At 40.0% G+C, this 17,156-nt stretch carries 15 protein-coding genes; 13 read left to right on the top strand and 2 right to left on the bottom strand.

The window, feature by feature from the left end; all coding sequences use genetic code 11:
- Positions 1–28 precede the first annotated feature (28 nt).
- From ACVX3R_RS08920 to ACVX3R_RS08860, 13 genes are all read left to right on the top strand, one after another.
- Positions 29–517 carry a Panacea domain-containing protein gene (locus tag ACVX3R_RS08920; RefSeq protein ID WP_061865414.1) on the top strand — a complete coding sequence of 163 codons (489 nt, stop codon included), beginning with the start codon at positions 29–31 and terminating at the stop codon, positions 515–517.
- A complete protein-coding gene (locus ACVX3R_RS08915) occupies positions 486–1,076 on the top strand; it encodes a hypothetical protein (protein WP_458794928.1) in 591 nt (196 codons plus the stop codon). The genes ACVX3R_RS08920 and ACVX3R_RS08915 overlap by 32 nt, the downstream gene beginning before the upstream one ends.
- 407 nt (positions 1,077–1,483) lie before the next feature.
- Positions 1,484–1,942 carry a CtsR family transcriptional regulator gene (locus ACVX3R_RS08910; RefSeq protein WP_001211263.1) on the top strand — a complete coding sequence of 153 codons (459 nt, stop codon included), beginning with the start codon at positions 1,484–1,486 and terminating at the stop codon, positions 1,940–1,942.
- 1 nt (position 1,943) lies between these two features.
- Positions 1,944–4,376, top strand: coding sequence for an ATP-dependent Clp protease ATP-binding subunit (locus ACVX3R_RS08905; RefSeq protein WP_458794927.1), 2,433 nt, complete (start codon positions 1,944–1,946; stop codon positions 4,374–4,376).
- 251 nt (positions 4,377–4,627) lie between these two features.
- Entirely contained in the window at positions 4,628–5,281 is a 654-nt protein-coding gene (bgrR, locus tag ACVX3R_RS08900) for a response regulator transcription factor BgrR (protein ID WP_458794926.1), read from the top strand.
- On the top strand, positions 5,278–6,618 hold the full coding sequence (gene bgrS, locus ACVX3R_RS08895; RefSeq protein WP_458794925.1) for a sensor histidine kinase BgrS: 1,341 nt from the start codon (positions 5,278–5,280) through the stop codon (positions 6,616–6,618). The genes bgrR and bgrS overlap by 4 nt, the downstream gene beginning before the upstream one ends.
- A gap of 108 nt (positions 6,619–6,726) precedes the next feature.
- Positions 6,727–7,254, top strand: coding sequence for an isoprenylcysteine carboxyl methyltransferase family protein (locus ACVX3R_RS08890; protein WP_458794924.1), 528 nt, complete (start codon positions 6,727–6,729; stop codon positions 7,252–7,254).
- An 82-nt stretch (positions 7,255–7,336) separates the two neighbouring features.
- Entirely contained in the window at positions 7,337–10,501 is a 3,165-nt protein-coding gene (locus tag ACVX3R_RS08885; RefSeq protein ID WP_458794923.1) for a GAG-binding domain-containing protein, read from the top strand.
- A gap of 332 nt (positions 10,502–10,833) precedes the next feature.
- On the top strand, positions 10,834–11,892 hold the full coding sequence (locus tag ACVX3R_RS08880) for an AAA family ATPase (protein ID WP_458794922.1): 1,059 nt from the start codon (positions 10,834–10,836) through the stop codon (positions 11,890–11,892).
- A 9-nt stretch (positions 11,893–11,901) separates the two neighbouring features.
- Entirely contained in the window at positions 11,902–12,681 is a 780-nt protein-coding gene (gene pnuC / locus ACVX3R_RS08875; protein ID WP_458794921.1) for a nicotinamide riboside transporter PnuC, read from the top strand.
- Between the two features lies 1 nt (position 12,682).
- Positions 12,683–13,456, top strand: a complete 774-nt coding sequence (locus ACVX3R_RS08870; protein WP_458794920.1) for an NUDIX domain-containing protein — start codon at positions 12,683–12,685, stop codon at positions 13,454–13,456.
- Positions 13,457–13,728: 272 nt separating this feature from the next.
- On the top strand, positions 13,729–14,412 hold the full coding sequence (locus ACVX3R_RS08865) for a hypothetical protein (RefSeq protein WP_458794919.1): 684 nt from the start codon (positions 13,729–13,731) through the stop codon (positions 14,410–14,412).
- Between the two features lie 126 nt (positions 14,413–14,538).
- A complete protein-coding gene (locus ACVX3R_RS08860; RefSeq protein WP_268713748.1) occupies positions 14,539–15,225 on the top strand; it encodes a YoaK family protein in 687 nt (228 codons plus the stop codon).
- Between the two features lie 55 nt (positions 15,226–15,280).
- Here ACVX3R_RS08860 and dusB read toward each other — a convergent pair whose 3' ends face one another.
- Positions 15,281–16,261 carry a tRNA dihydrouridine synthase DusB gene (gene dusB, locus ACVX3R_RS08855; protein ID WP_162279321.1) on the bottom strand — a complete coding sequence of 327 codons (981 nt, stop codon included), beginning with the start codon at positions 16,259–16,261 and terminating at the stop codon, positions 15,281–15,283.
- Positions 16,248–17,120, bottom strand: a complete 873-nt coding sequence (hslO, locus tag ACVX3R_RS08850) for an Hsp33 family molecular chaperone HslO (RefSeq protein WP_458794918.1) — start codon at positions 17,118–17,120, stop codon at positions 16,248–16,250. The genes dusB and hslO overlap by 14 nt, the downstream gene beginning before the upstream one ends.
- Positions 17,121–17,156: the final 36 nt, after the last annotated feature.

The following is a 17,156-nucleotide window of genomic DNA, read 5'->3' as shown; positions in this document are numbered from 1 at the left end:
TTTTTTGTTTACCTATAAGGAGTTAAATATGAATAAGGAATACTATTTTGATAGTGTTGATGTTTTAATAAAACATCTTTTATATAAGTTTTCTGAATTATCTCCATTGAAATTACAGAAAAGTTTATATTTTCTATTTGCTTTTTACGCTGGTACATATTCAGGTAGAGATGAAATTGGAGTAAAAGAGGAAAATCACGACTTCCCTAAATACTTATTTAAAGGGAATTTTGAAGCATGGACATATGGGCCCGTTATTAGAGATGTTTATCAAAAAAATAAAAACGGTGAGTATCACGCTAAGGAATATGATTTTGGAGATGGACCTATTGACATAGAAATTAATAATTTTATAAATGATGTTGGAAGCATGATAGTGAAAAAATCTGACTTTGCACTTGTTGATAGAAGCCACGAAGATAGAAGCTGGAAGGAAGCAATAGAAAAAGGAAATTCTACTCCTATTTCTATGGAAGATATTGCAAATGAGTACAAAGAAATTATCCAATCTGCTTGATAGTAATCCAATTCAAAGTAAGAGTAGTAAGAAAACAAATATAGAGCCAGAAAATAGCATTGAAAGCGATCCTTTAAAGCCTGAAAAACCTAGAGAATTTGAACTGTATTCAAGTGACGTAATAAAGTCGAAACATTCAAAATATAAACTATATCCAGAAGATCAATTTACTAATTTTCTAAAAGAAGATGTTGTTCAAAATTTTGTAAATAATATAAATTTATTTTGGCCAGATTTAAAAAAATTAAATGAACATGACATGGATGAGACTGACTATTTTTCTCTAACTGAAACAGCTCAGTTGCGTCTAGAGAGAATTTTCAAACTATATTTAACTAGAGAATTTTCAATAACAAACATAAATAAGATTAAACTTAGGACTAACGAGTTAGATAAGTCAACATCATTTAGGGTATTTGTAATTTTGGAAGGAGAAAAATATCTAGTTTTTTTATTAGATCCACTTCACCTTGTTGTTACTGATAGAAGAACTAGAGAAAATGATGTTTTTAAAGCCAATAAAGGTAATGGAACATGTATGAGTAAGTATCTAAAGTAAAAAAGATCCTATACTATAACTGGTATCAAGTCATCTTTCTCTTAAACTCATTAATTTTTGTGTTTAGGAAAATTGAATAATAGTCAAAATATACTATAACTTAAGTAAGTGGTAGGTTTTTGAGTACCCATTAGTACGAGGATGCCTACCATTTTTTGTAGATAAAAAGCACGTCTGACCGTGCTAGTTTCTTGCCTGCTGAACTCGTCAATATTACGCCCTTTTCAGGGCTCTTTTTGTGGACTTTTTTAGGGACTTTCAAGAAAAACTAAGGCGATTTAATGCCTAAATGTTTTTAAAGAAAGTCAGTATTTTCAAGGGCTGAGCTTTAAAAATTTGACTTATAGAGTGTTAAATGATAGTATAGTCAAAGATAGTCAAGGTTCAAAGAAGGAGTTTGATTTACTATGAGATTTAAAAATACATCAGATCATATCGAAGCCTATATCAAGGCTATTTTAGACCAATCTGGTATCGTGGAATTGCAACGGAGCCAGTTAGCAGATACCTTTCAGGTTGTACCGAGCCAGATCAACTATGTCATCAAGACCCGCTTTACGGAAAGCAGAGGTTACTTGGTTGAGAGCAAGCGTGGTGGCGGAGGCTACATTCGAATAGGGCGGATTGAATTTTCCAGTCATCATGAGATGCTCCGCGATTTGCTTTACTCGATTGGTGAGCGAGTTAGTCAGGAGATTTATGAGGATATTCTCCAGCTTTTGGTGGAGCAGGACTTGATGACCAAGCAGGAAATGACCTTGCTGACTTCAGTAGCAACAGATCGTGTCCTAGGAGAAGAATCCTCAGTTGTCCGTGCCAATATGCTCCGACAGCTATTACAAGAGGTAGATAGAAAAGAGAAGTAATATGAACTATTCAAAAGCATTGAATGAATGTATCGAGAGTGCCTACATGGTTGCGAGCCATTTTGGAGCTCGTTATCTAGAGTCTTGGCATTTATTGATTGCCATGTCCAATCACAGTTACAGTGTGGCAGGTGCGACTCTAAATGATTATCCTTATGAAATGGACCGTTTAGAAGAGGTTGCGTTGGAACTGACTGAAACGGACTATAGCCAAGACGAAACCTTTACGGAATTGCCCTTTTCCCATCGTTTGGAGGTCCTCTTTGCAGAAGCAGAGTATGTAGCCTCAGTGGTCCACGCAAAGGTGCTAGGGACAGAACATGTCCTCTATGCGATCTTGCATGACGGCAATGCCTTGGCAACTCGCATCTTGGAGAGAGCAGGCTTTTCTTATGAAGACCAGAGAGATCAGATCAGAATTGCTGCTCTTCGTCGCAATCTAGAAGAACGTGCAGGATGGACAAGAGAAGATCTCAAGGCTTTGCGTCAACGTCATCGCACAGTAACTGACAAGCAAAATTCCATGGCCAATATGATGGGCATGCCTCAAGCTCAAAGTGGTGGTCTAGAGGATTACACGCATGACCTGACGGAGCAAGCGCGCTCTGGCAAGTTAGAGCCAGTTATCGGTCGTGACAAGGAAATTTCGCGTATGATTCAGATTTTGAGTCGGAAGACCAAGAACAATCCTGTCTTGGTTGGAGATGCGGGTGTCGGGAAAACAGCTCTGGCACTTGGGCTTGCCCAGCGTATTGCTAGTGGGAATGTACCAGCTGAAATGGCAAAGATGCGCGTTCTAGAGCTTGATTTGATGAATGTCGTTGCAGGAACACGTTTCCGTGGTGACTTTGAAGAGCGCATGAACAACATCATCAAGGATATCGAGGAAGACGGCAAAGTGATCCTCTTTATCGATGAACTTCACACCATCATGGGTTCTGGTAGCGGTATTGACTCGACTCTGGATGCGGCCAATATCTTGAAGCCAGCCTTGGCTCGTGGAACTTTGAGAACAGTTGGTGCAACCACTCAGGAAGAATACCAAAAACACATTGAAAAAGACGCAGCTCTTTCTCGTCGTTTTGCAAAAGTGACGATTGAAGAGCCAAGTCTAGCTGACAGTATGACTATTTTGCAAGGTTTGAAGGCTACCTATGAGAAACACCATCGTGTGCAAATCACAGATGAAGCTGTTGAAACAGCTGTCAAGATGGCGCATCGTTACTTGACCAGTCGTCACTTACCAGACTCTGCTATCGACCTTTTAGATGAAGCGGCAGCAACAGTGCAAAACAAATCCAAGCATGTGAAAGCAGACGAATCCGGCTTGAGTCCAGCTGACAAGGCCTTGATGGATGGCAAGTGGAAACAAGCTGCCCAGTTAATAGCAAAAGAGCAGGAAGTCCCTGTCTATAAAGACTTGGTAACAGAATCTGAAATTTTGACGACTTTGAGTCGTTTATCAGGGATTCCAGTTCAAAAACTGACTCAGACTGATGCTAAGAAGTATCTAAATCTTGAAGCTGAACTACACAAACGTGTCATCGGTCAAGATCAAGCTGTTTCAAGTATTAGTCGTGCGATTCGCCGCAACCAGTCAGGAATTCGTAGTCACAAGCGTCCGATTGGTTCCTTTATGTTCCTAGGGCCGACAGGAGTCGGTAAGACCGAATTGGCAAAGGCTCTGGCAGAAGTCCTCTTTGATGACGAATCAGCCCTTATCCGCTTTGATATGAGTGAGTATATGGAGAAATTCGCAGCTAGCCGTCTCAATGGAGCTCCTCCGGGCTATGTGGGCTACGAAGAAGGTGGGGAGTTGACTGAGAAGGTTCGCAACAAACCTTACTCCGTTCTCCTCTTTGATGAGGTAGAGAAGGCCCACCCAGATATCTTTAATGTTCTCTTGCAGGTTTTGGACGACGGTGTCTTGACAGATAGCAAGGGACGCAAGGTTGACTTCTCAAACACCATTATCATCATGACGTCAAACCTTGGTGCGACAGCCCTTCGTGATGACAAGACGGTCGGCTTTGGAGCCAAAGATATTCGTTTTGACCAGGAAAATATGGAAAAACGCATCTTTGAAGAGTTGAAAAAAACTTATCGACCAGAGTTTATCAACCGTATTGATGAAAAGGTGGTCTTCCACAGCTTGGATAGCGAACACATGCAGGAAATCGTTAAGATTATGGTTAAACCATTGATTGCTAGCCTAGCAGAGAAAGGCATCGACTTGAAACTGCAAGCTTCAGCGTTGAAGTTACTAGCAAGCCAAGGTTATGATCCAGAAATGGGAGCTCGCCCACTTCGCAGAACCCTGCAAACAGAAGTGGAAGACAAGTTGGCAGAACTCCTTCTCAAGGGAGAACTGGTAGCAGGCAAAACTCTCAAAATCGGTGTCAAAGCTGGCCAACTAAAATTTGATATTGCTTAAAAATGGAGAATCAGGAGCAATCCTGATTTTTTTGTATTTATTTTTATGAAACCAAAGGAAACAAGTTGACAATATGTAAATATTGGTTATAATAAGAATAGATATTAAGATTTGTATAGAATGAAAAAGAGCAGAGTTTCCTGAAATTTCCACCATTTCAATAGAGCCCTGTTTCTTTTTTTGCGTATGAAATGAAAATAATGTAAACCTAGCAAAAGAGTGAATTTTAGATAGGTTAAGAAGGGGAATAGATGAACATTTTAGTTGTAGATGATGAGGATATGATTAGAGAGGGGGTAGCTGCTTTTTTGAGAGAAGAAGGCTATCATGTTATTCTAGCAAAGGATGGGCAGGAGGCTTTGGATAAATTTCATGAGTTCCCTATTCATCTGATGGTCTTGGATCTGATGTTACCAAAGCGGAGTGGATTTGAGGTGTTAAAAGAAATTAATGGAAATCATGATATTCCTGTAATCGTCTTAAGTGCGCTCGGAGATGAGGAAACTCAGATGCAGGTATTTGACCTTTATGCTGATGATCATGTGACAAAACCATTTTCACTAGTGCTCCTAGTCAAGCGTATTCAAGCCCTGCTTAGGCGTTACTATGTTGTGGGGGATATTTGGCATTATCAAGATGTGACAGTGGATTTCACATCTTACCAAGCTCGAGTCAAGAACGAGGAGGTTGCAATTAAGCCAAAAGAATTGTTGGTTTTAAAATGTTTGATCCAACATAAGAACCAGGTCTTGAGTAGAGAGCAGATACTCGAGTCTATCTCAAATGATTTTGCAGATTTGCCTCTTGATAGAGTAGTTGATGTTTACATTCGAAATCTTCGTAAGAAGTTGGATCTGGATTGTATTGTAACAGTGAAAAATGCCGGATATAAAATTAGCTTATGATAAAAAACCCTAAATTATTAACCAAATCATTTTTAAGAAGTTTTTCGCTTTTAGGTGCAATTGCTTTGGTCATCCACATTGCGATCTATCTGACCTTTCCTTTTTATTACATTCAGCAAGAGGGTGAGAAGTTTAATGAGAGTGCGACTATTATGAGCAGGTACTTAGAAGGCAAAAATTTTCATGAACTGCCTAGCTTGCTGGAGTCCTATTCGAAGTCTCTTCGCATCTCTGCCCATTTGAAAGATGATGTACTGGACAAGAGAATTTCCCTTGTGCATGACTTGGAAATAAAGGAAGGCAGTCCCACTAACTATATCGTAACGATTGACCGTCAGATTACGACAGTTGATGGTAAAAAGGTAACCATTCAATTTATTCAAGGTGTGGATATTTATAAAGAGGCAACACGGATTATGCTTCTCTATCTCCCTTATACCTTTCTAGCAACGCTTGTATTTGCTTTTCTCTTTTCCTACTTCTATACGAAACGTTTATTGGAGCCTCTCTTTTATATCTCAAAGGTTACAGGTAAGATGCAGGAGTTGGATCATGATATTCGCTTTGATGAAACGCGAAAGGATGAAGTTGGGGAAGTTGGAAAGCAAATCAATGATGTGTATGAAAACTTGCTGACAGTCATTGATGAATCTGAGAGGAGAAATGAACGGATCATCAGGTTGCAAAAGCAGAAAGTTTCTTTTGTTCGTGGAGCGTCACATGAGTTGAAAACCCCTTTAGCCAGTCTTCGAATTATTCTAGAGAATATGCAGTACAATGTTGGAGATTATAAAGACCACCCTAAGTATATAGCAAAGAGTATCGATCAAATTGATCAAATGAGTCACTTGCTCGAAGAAGTTTTGGAGTCCTCTAAGTTCCAAGAGTGGACAGAGTGTAGCGAGACCTTGATAGTCCAGACTGTTTTGACGGATGTTTTATCTCGCTATCAGGAATTAGCACGCTCAAGAGGAATAGAAATTGAAAATCAATTGACAGATGCTACTAGGGTCATCATGAGTCTCAAGGCATTGGATAAGGTTTTGACAAACCTGATTAGTAATGCAATTAAATATTCAGATAAAAATGGGCGCGTAATCCTATCCGAGCAAGATGGCTATCTTTCTATCAAAAATACCTGCCAACCTCTTAATCAAGAAGAGTTGAATCATTTGTTTGATATTTTTTACCACTCTCAAGTTGTTACAGACAAGTCTGAAGGGTCTGGTTTGGGACTCTATATCGTGAATAACATCCTAGAAAGTTATCAAATGTCCTATAGTTTTCTCCCTTATGAACAGGGAATGGAATTTAAAATTTGCTTGCAAGCAGATTAATTGTATAAAGCAAAAGAACGGAAATCTCTCCGTTCTTTTTTGCTAAAGTTCACATAGGTTTAACATGAGAATATTATTTTAAATATAGAAAAAAGAAAGGATACTGGTATGGTATTAGCGATTATTTTGTTAACCTTCCTCGTTCGATTGATTTTTTTAAAACGTTCGATGGAGAATGAAAAACGAATCCTTAGCAATGGCGGGAAAGAATTTGGAGTTGAGAATACAAAACGATTAACGATGGCTCATATTGTCTTCTATCTCTCTTGCTTCGTTGAAGCAATGGTGCACAAGACAAGGTTTGATGGCATGAGCATGGTTGGTTTAGTTTTGCTTATTTTTTCCATGTTGATGTTATTGCTGGTCATTCACTTGTTGGGAGATATTTGGACAGTAAAGCTTATGCTTGTCAATAATCACAAATATGTAGATCATCCTCTCTTTCGAATTGTGAAACATCCCAATTACTTTTTAAATGTTCTCCCTGAGCTAGTTGGTTTAGCTTTGGTGAGTCATTCTTACGTAACTTTTATCTTTATTTTTCCTGTCTATGCGGTTATTCTTTATCAAAGAATAGCAGAAGAAGAGAAATTACTGCAAGAAGTTATCATTCCTAATGGAAGAATGAAAGGATAGCGAAAATAATATAGCAAATTTCATATACAATTCATATTGGCAGGATATACTGTAGTTAATTAAAATCGTGGAGGATATAGATATGTTTAAATCAAATCATGAACGAAGAATGCGTTATTCCATTCGTAAATTTAGTGTAGGAGTAGCTAGTGTACTAGTAGCTAGCTTCTTTATGGGGAGTGTTGCTCATGCTGGTGAGATGAGCTCGAGTGCACCCACAAATAGTGCTAAGGTCACTGAACAAACTTCATCTAAGGATAAGGCAGGAGAAAACAAAGAAACTTCTTCTGAAAATAATAAAAAAACAGAGCCAGCTAGAGAAACTTTGAAAGATGCAAAAGAAAAATTAATAAAAGAGCTAGCGGAAAGTGACCTTCCTGCAGATAAAAAAGCAGCATATAAGCAGAAAATCGAACAGGCGAATGATACAGGAAGCTTGCTTTCGATAGATAATGATTTTCATCTAGACTTACTAGAACACCATGAAAAGCAGCATATGGAACAAGAAAGGAAGGAAAAAGAAAATCAATCGAAAGATGAAAACAAGGTAGTTCCTCCGACTAAGGAGAGCTCGGAACAGTCTCAAGATACTTCTACAAAAGAGAACACAGGTGCGGTCGCTGAAATTCAAAAACGTTTAAAAGAAGAAATTAGAAAAGGTACTCTACCAACTGAGCGGAAAGATTCCTTGATAAAAGAGATTGAGGGAGAAGATGACCGTGATAACCTAGAAACTTTGGAGAATAGTTATAGAGAGCTGGAAGATACTTTCAAAAAAATCAATGAAGAACTCGACCATCAAAAGAAATTGATTAGCGATATGGCAACTACAAAAGGTATCACTGAAGAGGATAAAAGTTCTTTAGTAGGCGAAATCAATAAAATCAAAGAGCGAGTTGTAAATGATTTTAAGAACGAGTCGGATAAACCGCTCCAAACGATTAAACAAGAAGTTATTGCTGATCTAGGTAAGTTATTCAAATCTTACAAAGCTTACGTTGAAAAAGAAATTCAAAACTACGTCAATCAACAAGTGGACGAAAACATAAAGGAGAAAAAACTAAACAAAGAAGAAGCAAACGAGGATGCCACAATCAAACAGTTACGCGAGTTGGAAAAAAAGGCGCTTCAGCAACTCGATCAGGCCGCGAAAAACGAAGAGGTGCTGAAGGCTAAACACAGTCTTCTTGATGAGATTGCAAAACTCAAAACATCTAATGGCAATAAAGAGACAACGAAACCGAGAGACAAACGAAGTGCTAAGGAGACTGATCAGCAAGATTTAGCTAAACAAATTTCAGAAGCTAATCTATCGCTTTCTAATCGCATGAGTGAGCTGTTGGATAGAACTAAAAAAGATTTGAAATCTGAGGATGAGTCTAAATTTGATGAATTAATTAAAAATGCCTTAGGAATTGTAAATAAATATAGATCAGAGCTTTCTAAAGTTCAAACAAAAGAGGAACTAGATCGGATTCTAGGAACAGCGAAGTCAGAGCTAGATGCTGCTGTGGAGGAATTCAAAAAAGGTTTAACGAAACCAACTGAGCCTCAAAGAAAGCATGATATGGAAGGCCATATTCCTCCAACTAAAGATGGGAAATCTCAGACACCGACTGAAGAAACGAAAGAGATAGAATCTTTGAAGAATAAGGCTAAGGAAGAGCTAAAAAAACTAGAGCAAGCTTTGGCTGAAGTGAATAACTATCCAGAGTTACCAGAAAATAACAGTGATTATAAGGTGCAGAAAAAAGATATTTGGGAGGATTCTAAAAAGATTGCTCCTGATAAAATAAAAGCATTTAGAGAACAGTTAGAAAAAGGTTCATACACTGCCAAAACTCTCCAAACGTTTATAGATGACTTTATCTATTATCAAATCCATGCACAAATCGAAAAGATGACAAGACAAGTCGCTTTGTATCGAGAAAAATACGCGAAAATTCCTAGTTTAGAAAAAGAATTTGAATCAGGTATCAAGCAAACATGGAATAAGAATTATGCTACCTTAGAAGGGAAATATCTAGCGGATTACTTTAAGGATGAATTTCTTCCATCCTTTAATAAGATTCAGCAGATTGTGGAACTTCAGAAGGCTATCAGTCAGCTTGAAGAAGAAATGAAGACGGTTCCAGATGGAGCTAAGTTAACAGGAGAAGCTGGTTCTGCTTATGAAAAGGTCAGAAATCGCGCAAGCGAAATCATTAAACAAGGGAAAGAGCTTCTAGAACAAGTAAATATTACAGAAAAGCAGCTAGATACTCAGATAGGAGAGCTTCAGAAGAGCTTATCTGAATTGAAGGTAGCGAAGGCCAACTTAGTGCCAAAGAAAGAAGATAAGAAAGAAATTCCAAAACCAGATATGCAACCAAGTCCTCAACCAGAAGGCAAAAAACCGCAAACACCGGCACACCCCGGTACTGAGGATAAAAAGCCATCTGCTCCAAAACCAGATATGCAACCAAGTCCTCAACCAGAAGGCAAGAAACCACACACGCCGGCACACCCCGGTACTGAGGATAAGAAGCCATCTGCTCCAAAACCAGATATGCAACCAAGTCCTCAACCAGAAGGCAAGAAACCACATACACCGGCACAACCAAAGACACATAAAATCTTTACAGCAGCAGATGGCAAGACGAAGGTCTCAGTAATATTTGATAAACCTACAGATGCTGATAAGTTACATCTCAAGGAAGTAACGACGAAAGAGTTGGCTGATAAAATTGCTCGTAAAACAGGAGGAGGAACAGTTCGTGTGTTTGACTTATCTCTTTCTAAAGGAGGCAAGGAAACTCATGTCAATGGAGAACGAACTGTTCGGCTCGCGCTTGGGCAGACTGGCTCAGATGTTCACGTCTATCACGTAAAGGAAAATGGCGACCTTGAGCGTATTCCTTCTAAAGTTGAAAATGGGCAAGTTGTCTTTAAAACGAACCACTTCAGTTTATTTGCGATTAAGACACTTTCTAAGAATCAAAATGTCACTACACCTAAGCAGACTAAGCCGTCTATCCAAGATAGTCAAACACAGATAGGAGAGAGCCAAACTGGAAAATTCCAGAATAAAGAAGTTAATCATAAACCACTGGCTACTGGAAATGAAACGGTGGCAAAAGGAAATCCTACATCAGCAACTGAGAAGAAATTACCATCTACAGGAGTGGCGTCTAATCTAGTTCTTGAGATCATTGGTCTCCTTGGTTTGATTGGAACTTCATTCATCGCGATGAAAAGAAGGAAATAATGATTCAGTTTTTTAAAACTATCCACTTTCGATATTTAGCATTTGATTGGTTAACCATTGAAGATCCTAAAGATTTTACTTATAATTGGTATCTAATAATGATAAGTCATTTCATATAGAGATGAATCTAAGATATAAAAAGAGAAGGCTAGTGAACCGCAAAAGTTAGATTTTTTCTGTCTAGCTTTTGAGGGGCATTATAAAGATGGCCTTCTCTTTTTTGACACCTTTTTATAAAAAATGATAAAAAGATATTGACAAAACAAAAATATAGTATATAATAAAAACATAGAAAATAAAAATATCAAAAACTATAAAAAGGTAAAACGTTTATGAAAAAGAAAACAGCAGTGGTATTTGGGACCTTTGCCCCTCTCCATCAAGGGCATATCGATCTTATCCAGCGAGCGAAGCGCCAGTGTGATCAGGTCTGGGTAGTCGTTTCAGGCTACGAGGGAGACCGAGGCGAGCAGGTAGGTTTAAGTCTTCAAAAACGATTTCGCTATATCCGAGAGGCTTTTCGTGATGACGAGTTGACCTCTGTCTGCAAGCTGGATGAGAGCAACCTTCCTCGTTACCCTATGGGCTGGCAGGAGTGGTTGGACCAGATGTTAGCGGAGATTTCCTATGATGAAACCCAGCAAGAACTGACTTTCTTTGTGGGAGAAGAAGAATACCAGCAGGAACTAGCTAAACGTGGATTTGGCACCGTCTTGCAAGAAAGAAAGTTTGGTATCTCATCGACTATGATTCGAGAAAATCCAAGCAAATATTGGAAATACATCGCTCAACCCTTCCGTCGTCAGTTTACCAAGAAAGTCTTGATCATGGGAAGTGCCAGCAATGGGAAGACCACTCTGGCCAAGGATTTGGCAAGGTATTACGATGCGCCCGTTAGTCTGGAATACGCGCGTGAGTACCAGATCAAAAACAATGTCCGCGACGATGAATTGACTCCAAAGGATTATTATTATCTCCTGTTGGGACAGTATGACCAGACCTCAAAGCTAATCGATAGCAATGCCAATCGAGGCCTAGTGATAGCTGATACCAACTCCTTGGTAACCAAGGGCTACTATGACTATTACATGGAGACTGAGGATCAAGGGGACTTATCAGGGGAAACCTTTGACAATCTCTTTGCCTCTATCTTGGCCAAGGAAAAATGGGACTTGATTCTCTTTGTGCAACCTGTTGGCTCCTATGTCAATGACGGATTTAGAGATATGACCATGGCAGAAGACCATATTCGCTACAGTTTTTCCCAGCATTTGGATCAGATGAGAGAGCGATATTTAACCAATATTCCTTTAGTTTATCTAGCAGAGGATTATCTAGGCAATTATGAAGTAGCAAAAGTGGCTATTGATGCCATTTACCAAGCAGATTAGGAGAAAAATATGAAAAAACTAACTGGAAAAATCACACAATTTATCGAAAATTTTAAAAATGTCCATGTAGAAGCCCGCAAGATTGGTTTTGCAGGGATCATGCGCTTGCTATGGAAAGATCTCTTTGTCGGCCGTAGCCTTTTCCAGTGGTTATATCTCATTGCCTTGTCAAGTGTTCCCTTAATCCTAGAGTTCACGCAAAATACAGAAAGTCATGACTGGCTGAGCTTGTTTGCATCTTGGACTGGGATTGTCTGTGTTATCTTGGTAGCAGAAGGGCGTGCAAGCAATTATCTCTTTGGAGCCATTAACTCAGCTATCTATTTGATTTTGGCCATGAATGCGACTTTTTATGGAGAAGTTTTGACGACTGTTTACTTCTTTGTCATGCAGCCGATTGGTCTCTATGCTTGGCTGTCCAATCGTATCAATGAACAGGGAAAACCGGAAGAATCACACTTTGAAGCTAAGAAATTATCTGTGCTTGACTGGCTCAAGTACTTAGCCCTGACTGCTATCATTTGGATTGGTATGGGCTTGGCTTACCAAAGTATCAATAGCGCTCGTCCTTTCCGTGATAGTGTTACTGATGCGACCAATGGTGTTGGTCAGCTCTTGATGACACGTCTCTACCGCGAGCAATGGATTTTCTGGATTGCAACCAATCTCTTTAGTATCTATCTCTGGTGGGGTGAAAATATTCACATCCAAGGGATGTACTGGGTTTACACACTCAACAGTCTAGTGGGTTGGTACCAATGGACCAAGGCAGTTCGAAAGGAGGCATAAGATGGCAGACATAAAGATTCCAGAAGGGATGACGGAAAAAGAATATTATGAAATCCATGCCAGTCAGGAGGAGTTTTTGGATTGGTACTACAAGCAGGAACTCCCTCAATATGAAAAACCAAGTGTGACAGTAGATATGGTAGCCTACTGCTTTGTCGAAGGAAAGATCAAGCTCTTGCTGATTCGTCGCAAGGCTCACCCTTATCAAAACTGTTTGGCCTTGGTCGGAGGCTTTATGGATAAGGGAGAAGATGCTGCACATGCCTGTCAGCGCGAAGTGAGAGAAGAAGTCAATCTCGATCTACCTTTGGAAAAAATCGAGCAATTGATGACGGTATCGACCCCTGGGCGTGATCCGCGGGGCTGGACAGTGACTATTGCCTACTTGGTGTACCTGCCTAGTCGTGCCTTAGACCTCGTTCAGGCAGGTGACGATGCCAAGGATGTCGTTTTCGTAGATGTCGATTTTCAGACAGGCAAATGCTTCCTAGAGGGGGGTGAGCTGGAGGAGCAAGCCTTCGCCTTTGACCATTATGCCATTATTCAAGAATCCATCAAACGAATCCAAGGCCGTCTCGACTGGAATCCGACCTTCCTTTATCTGTTGGAGGAGGAGTTTACTGTCTATGAAGGAACCGAACTGGTCAATCTCATCAACCCCGGTCGCCCAATCGTCAGCAATAACTTTCTCGTAAAATACGGCGAATATGTAGAAGAAGTTGGACTCAAACGAGTGCCTAAAAAGAAACCAAGAAAAACCTATCGATTGAAATAAAAAGTGAGGCCGGGACAAAGTTTCCGACCTCTTTATTTATCATCATTTTTATGAATGGCTATCTTTCTTAGAATTACACAAGAGCGATGCAAAAAATATGACTCTAATCTAAAAAAATTTCTATTTTTTTGTTTCGATTACGAATTGAAATAGTGGAGGGAACAATTTTTAAAATAGTTTATCTAAATAATTGACAGATTCAAAACCTAATGTTACAATTATGTTACAAAAAGATTTCTTAATATTTCAAAAATATTACAAAGGAGTAAAAAATGAAAAAGAAAACCTATATCAAATTGATGGCAGCGACTGTGTTGGCTTCTACCTTGCTACTAGGAGCTTGTGGAAATAAAAACGAAATCACTCAAACTAGTAGCTCTGCAAAGACAAGTCAATCATCAAGCTCTAAAGCAGCTTCTTCTAGCAAAGAAAGCAAGACTCAAAAATCTTCAAGCTCAGCTTCATCTGAAAAGGCCCAGGCATCTTCTGGTCAGTCTTCTACAGCGGCGGATCAGTCACAAGCGAAACCAGCGCCTGAATCAAGACAAGAACAAGCAGCCCCTAGTCAGCAAGCTCCATCTCAGGCACCTTCAACTCAGCAAGGCCCTCAAGCCCAGTCTAACCAGTCAGGCTATGATCCAACAACTGACCGCAAACTTCAAGACAAGCAAGCAGAACACAACAAACGCTACAAGGGTGTTTTAACCATGGTCGATGGTGATTTCTCAGCAGCTGCAGGCAACTGGAAGGGAGCAAATGGCGAAACTATTACGGTTTCATCAGGGGGCCAATTTACAGTAGAAACTGCAGATGGAAAGAAAGAAAACTACTCTATTAGAGGCTACTCTTACACTCTTGATGATGGCAAGTATAATGCTAAAATCGGTGGCGGAAAAATCATCCAAATTACAACAGGTGCGGATGGTAAAGTTTCAAGCGTTGCCTTGATTCAATAATAAAATTTTGTGTTTTAACTCTTACTAGAAATCGTTCTGTAAAAGAGTGAGTCAACTGTTTTTCACTTAGTTTCTCCAAGAGAAAGTGGTATAATAAAAAAATCAAAGGAAAACGAGTGATAATACATGGCGGATAAATTAATCTTACCTCAAAACACACGATTGATGGGAGTATTTCTTGGATTTGTAGGTGGTTCTTTGGATGTGTTTTGCCATATTCAATACCATAGTTTGGTAGCGACACAGACAGGGAATATTCTCCTATTGATATCTGATTGGCACGACCCAAATGTTATCAATACGATGCTACGATTCTGCTCCATTATTTTCTTTTCTCTAGGGTTTCTGTTTGCATTGCACATGAAAGAATACCGTAAAACGGCCTACTGGCGGGTTAAGATGCTGCTCCCTTTATTTATTGGAACTCTTATTCTACCTTTCTTTTCACGATTTCCTCTATTAGAAGTTCCTTTCATCGCTTTTGGAACAGGAATGATGATGCTAACATTTACGGGCAGTTTGATTGAAGATCATCCCTATGTCATTTTTATGACGTCTGGAAATTACCGAAAGATGCTGACCGCTTTGTATCGCATTGCTAGAAGAGAAGGAAATATCCAAGAATACCGTCGTCAGGCCTTAAATTATGGGATTGTTGTGGGAAGTTTCATAGTGGGCGCAATCAGCTTGGCTGTATTGATGCATTTTCTTCATGAATGGTCTATATGGATTGTCAGCCTCAATTTGTTTTTGATTATGTCCTATTATATAGCTAGAGTGAAGCAATTAGATTTACAAGATGAAAATATATAAAAACGGCAAGACTCATTTTTGAGCTTTGCCGTTTTTGTGAGTTGTAGATGTGAGACTATGCTTTGTCTAGTTGCAAGAGGGCCTCAATCTCTGCAAGAGTGCTAGCTTGTGAAATAGCTCCACGAAGCTTGGCTGCACCAGATGTACCACGAAGGTAGTGAGGAGCGAGGCCACGGAATTCACGGACTGCAATTTTTTCTCCTTTGAGGTTAATTAAGCGTTTTAAGTGTTCGTAGGCGATTTTCATCTTATCTTCAAAGGTCAAATCAGGAAGGATTTCTCCTGTTTCAAAGTAGTGGTTGATTTGATTGAAGAGGTAGGGATTTCCCATGGCTGCTCGGCCAATCATAACTGCGTCAGCACCAACTTCTTCGATGCGTTGTTTAGCATCTTGAACTGTACGGATGTCACCGTTGGCGATAAATGGGATCTTAGTCAGTGCTTGGGCTACATCGTGCAAGGTCTCGAGGTCTGCGTGGCCTGTGTACATTTGTTCGCGGGTACGGCCATGCATGGCGAGAGCAGAGACACCAGCAGCCTCAGCTGCGAGGGCATTCTCCACGGCTAGGGATGGATCAGACCAGCCGGTGCGCATTTTGACAGTTAGGGGGATATCAAGGACAGATTGGACCTTGTTGATAATAGAGTAGATCTTGTCTGGGTCCTTGAGCCACATAGCGCCAGCTTCGTTCTTCACGATTTTGTTAACTGGGCAGCCCATGTTGATATCGACGATATCGGTCTTGGTGTTTTCTTGGATGAATTCTGCTGCGCGTGCTAGACTGTCTTCATCACTACCAAAAAGTTGGATAGAAACAGGGTTCTCTCCTTCATCGATGTGAAGCATATGCAGGGTTTTTTCGTTGTTGTATTGGATTCCCTTGTCAGAGACCATTTCCATGACAACGAGTCCAGCTCCGAGCTCTTTTGCGATGGTACGAAAGGCTGAGTTGGTCACGCCAGCCATAGGCGCTAAAACGGTACGATTGGGAATCTCAACATTGCCAATCATAAAGGGTGTATTAAGATTTGTCACGAATGAGTTCCTCCAGGTCGTTTTCATCAAAGTTGTAAGTTGTTTGGCAGAATTGGCAAGTGATTTCTGCCCCGTGGTCTTCCTCTTTCATTTCCTCTAAGTCTGAGCTTGGAAGGCTGGCAAGAGCGTTCATAAAACGGTCTTTGCTGCAGTCGCATTGGAAACGAATTTCTTCTTCAGATAGACGTTTGTAAGATTCGTCACCATAGATAGCCTTGAGAAGGGCTTCGATATGGTCGTCGCTTTCTAGAAGAGTTGAAATGGCTGGCATTTCTTGGATGCGTTTTTCAAAGCGGGCAATCTCTTCCTCTTTGGCATTTGGCAATACTTGTAGTAAGAAGCCACCAGCGACTTTGACCTTGTCGTCTTTATCCAAAAGAACATTGAGGCCGACGGCTGAAGGAGTTTGTTGACTTTCGGTCAGGTAGTAGGCCAAGTCTTCACCGATTTCCCCAGAGATGAGAGGAGTCATGGAGTTGTAAGGATTTCCAGTACCGTAGTCTGTGATAACGAGAAATTGACCGTTTCCAACAAAAGGTCCAACTAGAACTTCACTCGTTGCAGTCTTTTTGATGTCAACACCAGGATTTTGAACGTAGCCTTTGACATTTCCCTTGGTATCTGAGACAGTGATGATGGCACCGAGAGAGCTCGTTCCAAGAACTTTTACAGTAATCTTGGTATCTCCTTTTTCATTGGCTGCGAGAATCTGGCTAGCGATAAGGGTACGACCAAGTGCAACAGTTGAACTGGCTTGAGTTTGATGTTTTTCTTGAGCAGTGCGGACTGTTTCTGTGCTATCAAGGACAAAAGCACGAAAGGCTCCGCTTTCTGATATAGTTTTAATAATCTTATCCATACCTTCTATTTTAGCATAAAAATGCCCAAAGGGGGA

Source organism: Streptococcus sp. 517s (assembly GCF_054445985.1).
The sequence above is the reverse complement of the archived record's forward strand: the minus strand, read 5'-3'. Positions and strand labels throughout refer to the sequence as shown.